This is a genomic window from Magnetospirillum moscoviense, assembly GCF_001650635.1.
Taxonomy (GTDB): domain Bacteria; phylum Pseudomonadota; class Alphaproteobacteria; order Rhodospirillales; family Magnetospirillaceae; genus Magnetospirillum; species Magnetospirillum moscoviense.
Genome location: NZ_LWQU01000021.1, coordinates 1 through 5,556, shown reverse-complemented (window position 1 = coordinate 5,556; position 5,556 = coordinate 1). Strand labels below are relative to the sequence as shown.

The window sequence follows — 5,556 nt, the reverse complement described above, 5'->3', positions numbered from 1 at the left end:
GGGGACGGGTTCTGCGGCGGTGACGCGGCGGGGTCTGACGGAGGCGAAAGTCTCCACGCTCTTTGACAAGTGAAGACGGAATAAGGAAGGGATGCGCAGGCGGCGCCGATCCGAAACCGGATCTGGTTCCGAAATGCGTTATCTCTGAATGCGAAAGCGTTGAGAAGTAAATGTAGTTATGGAACGAGCTCTGTTCCAAGTGTCTTCGGACAGCTTGGAAGTCAACTTGAGAGTTTGATCCTGGCTCAGAACGAACGCTGGCGGCAGGCTTAACACATGCAAGTCGAACGAAGTCTTCGGACTTAGTGGCGCACGGGTGAGTAACACGTGGGAATATACCTTTCGGTGGGGGATAACGTCGGGAAACTGACGCTAATACCGCATACGCCCCTTGGGGGAAAGATTTATCGCCGAGAGATTAGCCCGCGTCCGATTAGCTAGTTGGTGAGGTAACGGCTCACCAAGGCGACGATCGGTAGCTGGTCTGAGAGGATGATCAGCCACACTGGGACTGAGACACGGCCCAGACTCCTACGGGAGGCAGCAGTGGGGAATATTGGACAATGGGCGCAAGCCTGATCCAGCCATGCCGCGTGAGTGATGAAGGCCTTAGGGTTGTAAAGCTCTTTCGACGGGGACGATGATGACGGTACCCGTAGAAGAAGCCCCGGCTAACTTCGTGCCAGCAGCCGCGGTAATACGAAGGGGGCTAGCGTTGTTCGGAATTACTGGGCGTAAAGCGCACGCAGGCGGTTCGATCAGTCAGAAGTGAAAGCCCCGGGCTCAACCTGGGAACTGCTTTTGATACTGTCGAGCTTGAATCACGGAGAGGGTAGTGGAATTCCGAGTGTAGAGGTGAAATTCGTAGATATTCGGAAGAACACCAGTGGCGAAGGCGACTACCTGGCCGTCGATTGACGCTCATGTGCGAAAGCGTGGGGAGCAAACAGGATTAGATACCCTGGTAGTCCACGCCGTAAACGATGAGTGCTAGTTGTTGGGGTGCATGCACCTCAGTGACGCAGCTAACGCGTTAAGCACTCCGCCTGGGGAGTACGGCCGCAAGGTTAAAACTCAAAGGAATTGACGGGGGCCCGCACAAGCGGTGGAGCATGTGGTTTAATTCGAAGCAACGCGCAGAACCTTACCAGCCTTTGACATGGGAACTATGGGCAGAAGAGATTTTGTCCTTCACTTCGGGTGGGTTCCACACAGGTGCTGCATGGCTGTCGTCAGCTCGTGTCGTGAGATGTTGGGTTAAGTCCCGCAACGAGCGCAACCCTCATCTTCAGTTGCCATCATTTAGTTGGGCACTCTGAAGAAACTGCCGGTGACAAGCCGGAGGAAGGTGGGGATGACGTCAAGTCCTCATGGCCCTTACGGGCTGGGCTACACACGTGCTACAATGGTGGTGACAGTGGGTCGCTAACTCGCGAGAGTAAGCTAATCTCTAAAAGCCATCTCAGTTCGGATTGTTCTCTGCAACTCGAGAGCATGAAGTCGGAATCGCTAGTAATCGTGGATCAGCATGCCACGGTGAATACGTTCCCGGGCCTTGTACACACCGCCCGTCACACCATGGGAGTTGGTTTTACCCGAAGCCGGTGAGCTAACCGCAAGGAGGCAGCCGACCACGGTAAGGTCAGCGACTGGGGTGAAGTCGTAACAAGGTAGCCGTAGGGGAACCTGCGGCTGGATCACCTCCTTTCAAGGAAGACTGGCAGATGTCGCTCACACGCATCTCGATGTCTTACCTTCACATGGATCGACGCCGTCTCCGCATCCCTTCCTCGAACGAAAGCATCCCATAAGGGCCTGTAGCTCAGTTGGTTAGAGCACACGCTTGATAAGCGTGGGGTCGGAGGTTCAAATCCTCCCGGGCCCACCACTCTAGCCATTGTCACCAGGTCGCACCCGGAGCGCAGCGACTGGGCCGTTGAGGCCCCGCGAGGCGATCCGAGCGAAAGCCAAGTCCACGGAGTGGACGCCGGCGACTGAGGCATACAAAACGGGGCCATAGCTCAGTTGGGAGAGCGCTAGCTTTGCAAGCTTGAGGTCGTCGGTTCGATCCCGACTGGCTCCACCAGCCGGTTGATGGGAAAGCAGACGCCGGAGCGCAGCGACTGGGCCGTTGAGGCCCCGCGAGCTGATGCGAGCGAAAGCCAAGCATACGGATGTATGCGCTGGCGATTGAAGCTAAGAAAATCGTTCGAGAAGGACACTTCCTTGCCGTCGACTTGGTCGAAGGCTTTCGTGCCGCAAGGTACGAGGCTCTTTGTCATTGTGAATAGGTTTTTCTGATCTGTAAGTTATGCGGTTGGCTGCTTTAAGCCCGGCGGCGTTTGAGCCGGCCCGGCCCGGGCAGTCCACTGACATAATACGCAAATCGCTGAAGTTCTGACGTTCTGGTTGGGTTTGTCCCTGTCCAGGATGTGATCAAGCGTCATAAGGGCATTTCGTGGATGCCTTGGCACTGAGAGGCGATGAAGGACGTGGCACTCTGCGAAAAGCCACGGGGAGCCGAGAGCAGGCTTTGATCCGTGGATATCCGAATGGGGAAACCCCACCGTAAGGTGATCTTGCACTGAATACATAGGTGCAGGAGGCGAACCGGGCGAACTGAAACATCTAAGTAGCCCGAGGAAAGGACATCAACCGAGACTCCGTTAGTAGTGGCGAGCGAACGCGGACCAGGCCAGTGCCGTTGCTTATATAATCTGAACCGTCTGGAAAGTCGGGCCATAGCGGGTGATAGCCCCGTAGGAGTAAAACGAGCAACGGACTCGAGTAGGGCGGGACACGTGAAATCCTGTCTGAACATGGGGGGACCATCCTCCAAGCCTAAGTACTCCTCAGTGACCGATAGCGAACAAGTACCGTGAGGGAAAGGTGAAAAGCACCCCGACAAGGGGAGTGAAAGAGACCCTGAAACGGAATGCCTACAAGCAGTCGGAGCCCTCTTGAAGGGTGACGGCGTACCTTTTGTATAATGGGTCAGCGAGTTAGCGTATGCAGCAAGCTTAAGCCGATAGGTGAAGGCGTAGCGAAAGCGAGTCTGAATAGGGCGCCGAGTTGCATGCGTTAGACCCGAAACCGAGTGATCTAGTCATGGACAGGTTGAAGGTGGGGTAACACCCACTGGAGGACCGAACCCACGCCTGTTGAAAAAGTCGGGGATGATCTGTGACTAGGGGTGAAAGGCCAATCAAACTCGGAAATAGCTGGTTCTCCGCGAAAGCTATTTAGGTAGCGCGTCGAACGAATACCGCCGGGGGTAGAGCACTGGATGGGCTAGGGGGTCCCAAAGACCTACCAAACCTAACCAAACTCCGAATACCGGTGAGTACTATTCGGCAGACAGACAGTGGGTGCTAAGGTCCATTGTCGAGAGGGAAACAGCCCAGACCGCCAGCTAAGGTCCCCAAGTTATGGCTAAGTGGGAAAGGATGTGGGAAGGCCAAAACAACCAGGAGGTTGGCTTAGAAGCAGCCATCCTTTAAAGAAAGCGTAATAGCTCACTGGTCTAATAGCAATCCTGCGCCGAAAATGTACCGGGGCTCAAGCCATACACCGAAGCTGCGGATGTGCAGCAATGCACGTGGTAGCGGAGCGTTCCGTAAGCCTGCGAAGGCGTCATCGTGAGAGGCGCTGGAGGTATCGGAAGTGAGAATGCTGACATGAGTAGCGACAAAGAGTGTGAGAAACACTCTCGCCGAAAGTCCAAGGGTTCCTGCGCAAGGCTAATCCGCGCAGGGTGAGCCGGCCCCTAAGGCGAGGCCGAAAGGCGTAGTCGATGGGAACCTGGTTAATATTCCAGGGCCTGCTGGACGTGACGACCCTCGTGTATCGTACTTCCTTATCGGATTGGAGGTGCGGTGAAGAGGGTCCAGGAAATAACGCCAGCGTATAGACCGTACCCGAAACCGACACAGGTGGACTGGTAGAGCATACCAAGGCGCTTGAGAGAATGGTGTTGAAGGAACTAGGCAAATTGACCCCGTAACTTCGGGATAAGGGGTACCCCTTCTTGCGCAAGCAGGTGGGGGTGGCACAGACCAGGGGGTGGCGACTGTTTACTAAAAACACAGGGCTCTGCGAAGTCTAAAGACGACGTATAGGGTCTGACGCCTGCCCGGTGCCGGAAGGTTAAAAGGAGGTGTGCAAGCACTGAATTGAAGCCCCGGTAAACGGCGGCCGTAACTATAACGGTCCTAAGGTAGCGAAATTCCTTGTCGGGTAAGTTCCGACCTGCACGAATGGCGTAACGACTTCCCCGCTGTCTCCAACACCAACTCAGCGAAATTGAATTCTCCGTGAAGATGCGGAGTACCCGCGGCTAGACGGAAAGACCCCGTGCACCTTTACTACAGCTTTGCAGTGGTACTAGGGAATGAATGTGTAGGATAGGTGGGAGGCTTTGAAGCATCGGCGCCAGCTGGTGTGGAGCCATCCTTGAAATACCACCCTTTTGTTTCCTGGTATCTAACCGCGACCCCTGAACCGGGGCCCGGGACCCTGCATGGCGGGTAGTTTGACTGGGGCGGTCGCCTCCCAAAGAGTAACGGAGGCGCGCGATGGTGAGCTCAAGCTGGTCGGAAATCAGCTGTCGAGTGCAATGGCATAAGCTCGCCTGACTGCGAGGCCCACAAGCCGAGCAGAGACGAAAGTCGGTCATAGTGATCCGGTGGTCCCGCATGGAAGGGCCATCGCTCAACGGATAAAAGGTACGCCGGGGATAACAGGCTGATCTCCCCCAAGAGTCCACATCGACGGGGAGGTTTGGCACCTCGATGTCGGCTCATCACATCCTGGGGCTGGAGCAGGTCCCAAGGGTTCGGCTGTTCGCCGATTAAAGTGGTACGTGAGCTGGGTTTAGAACGTCGTGAGACAGTTCGGTCCCTATCTACCGTGGGTGTCGGAAACTTGAGAGGACCTGTCCCTAGTACGAGAGGACCGGGATGGACGCACCTCTGGTGTACCGGTTGTCGCGCCAGCGGCATTGCCGGGTAGCTACGTGCGGACGAGATAACCGCTGAAAGCATCTAAGCGGGAAGCTCCCCTCAAAACAAGGTTTCCCTATCAGAGCCGTCGTAGACCACGACGTTGATAGGTGGCATGTGGAAGCGTGGTAACACGTGAAGCTAAGCCATACTAATCGCTCGATCGGCTTGATCGCATCCTGCGCAGCGGCAAGCCCAATCGTTCGTCGGAACTTTGCTTTGCACGGATCAGAAAAACCGCTTTCTTCGACGACCTGGTGGTCATAGCGGGGGGCCCGCACCCGATCCCATCCCGAACTCGGACGTGAAAACCCCCAGCGCCAATGGTACTGTGTCTTAAGGCACGGGAGAGTAGGTCGCTGCCAGGTCTTCCAAGAAAGCGGTTAAACCTATCACAACGACATCAGCAAGGCCCGGGAACCCCGGGCCTTCTGCTTTTTGCCGCGGGGTGGAGCAGCCCCCGCGACGCGAACACAAGATACCGGGCGTCACGCCTGGAACATGCTTAACGCGGGGTGGAGCAGCCCGGTAGCTCGTCAGGCTCATAACCTGAAGG

General features: G+C 56.0%; 2 tRNA genes and 3 rRNA genes. All 5 read left to right on the top strand.

The features are described from left to right. The first annotated feature begins 222 nt into the window (after positions 1 to 222). The 5 genes from A6A05_RS01160 (at position 223) to rrf (ending at position 5,368) form a co-directional block, all read left to right on the top strand. Positions 223 to 1,708 (top strand): 16S ribosomal RNA (locus A6A05_RS01160). A 103-nt stretch (positions 1,709 to 1,811) separates the two neighbouring features. Further along, positions 1,812 to 1,888: transfer RNA gene (locus A6A05_RS01155), tRNA-Ile, on the top strand. 122 nt (positions 1,889 to 2,010) lie between these two features. Then, positions 2,011 to 2,086, top strand: a tRNA-Ala gene (locus tag A6A05_RS01150). A gap of 348 nt (positions 2,087 to 2,434) precedes the next feature. Further along, a 23S ribosomal RNA gene (locus A6A05_RS01145) occupies positions 2,435 to 5,176 on the top strand. 77 nt (positions 5,177 to 5,253) lie between these two features. Next, positions 5,254 to 5,368, top strand: a 5S ribosomal RNA gene (gene rrf, locus A6A05_RS01140). The 16S, 23S and 5S rRNA genes sit together here with 2 tRNA genes alongside, the layout of an rRNA operon. Positions 5,369 to 5,556 lie beyond the last annotated feature (188 nt).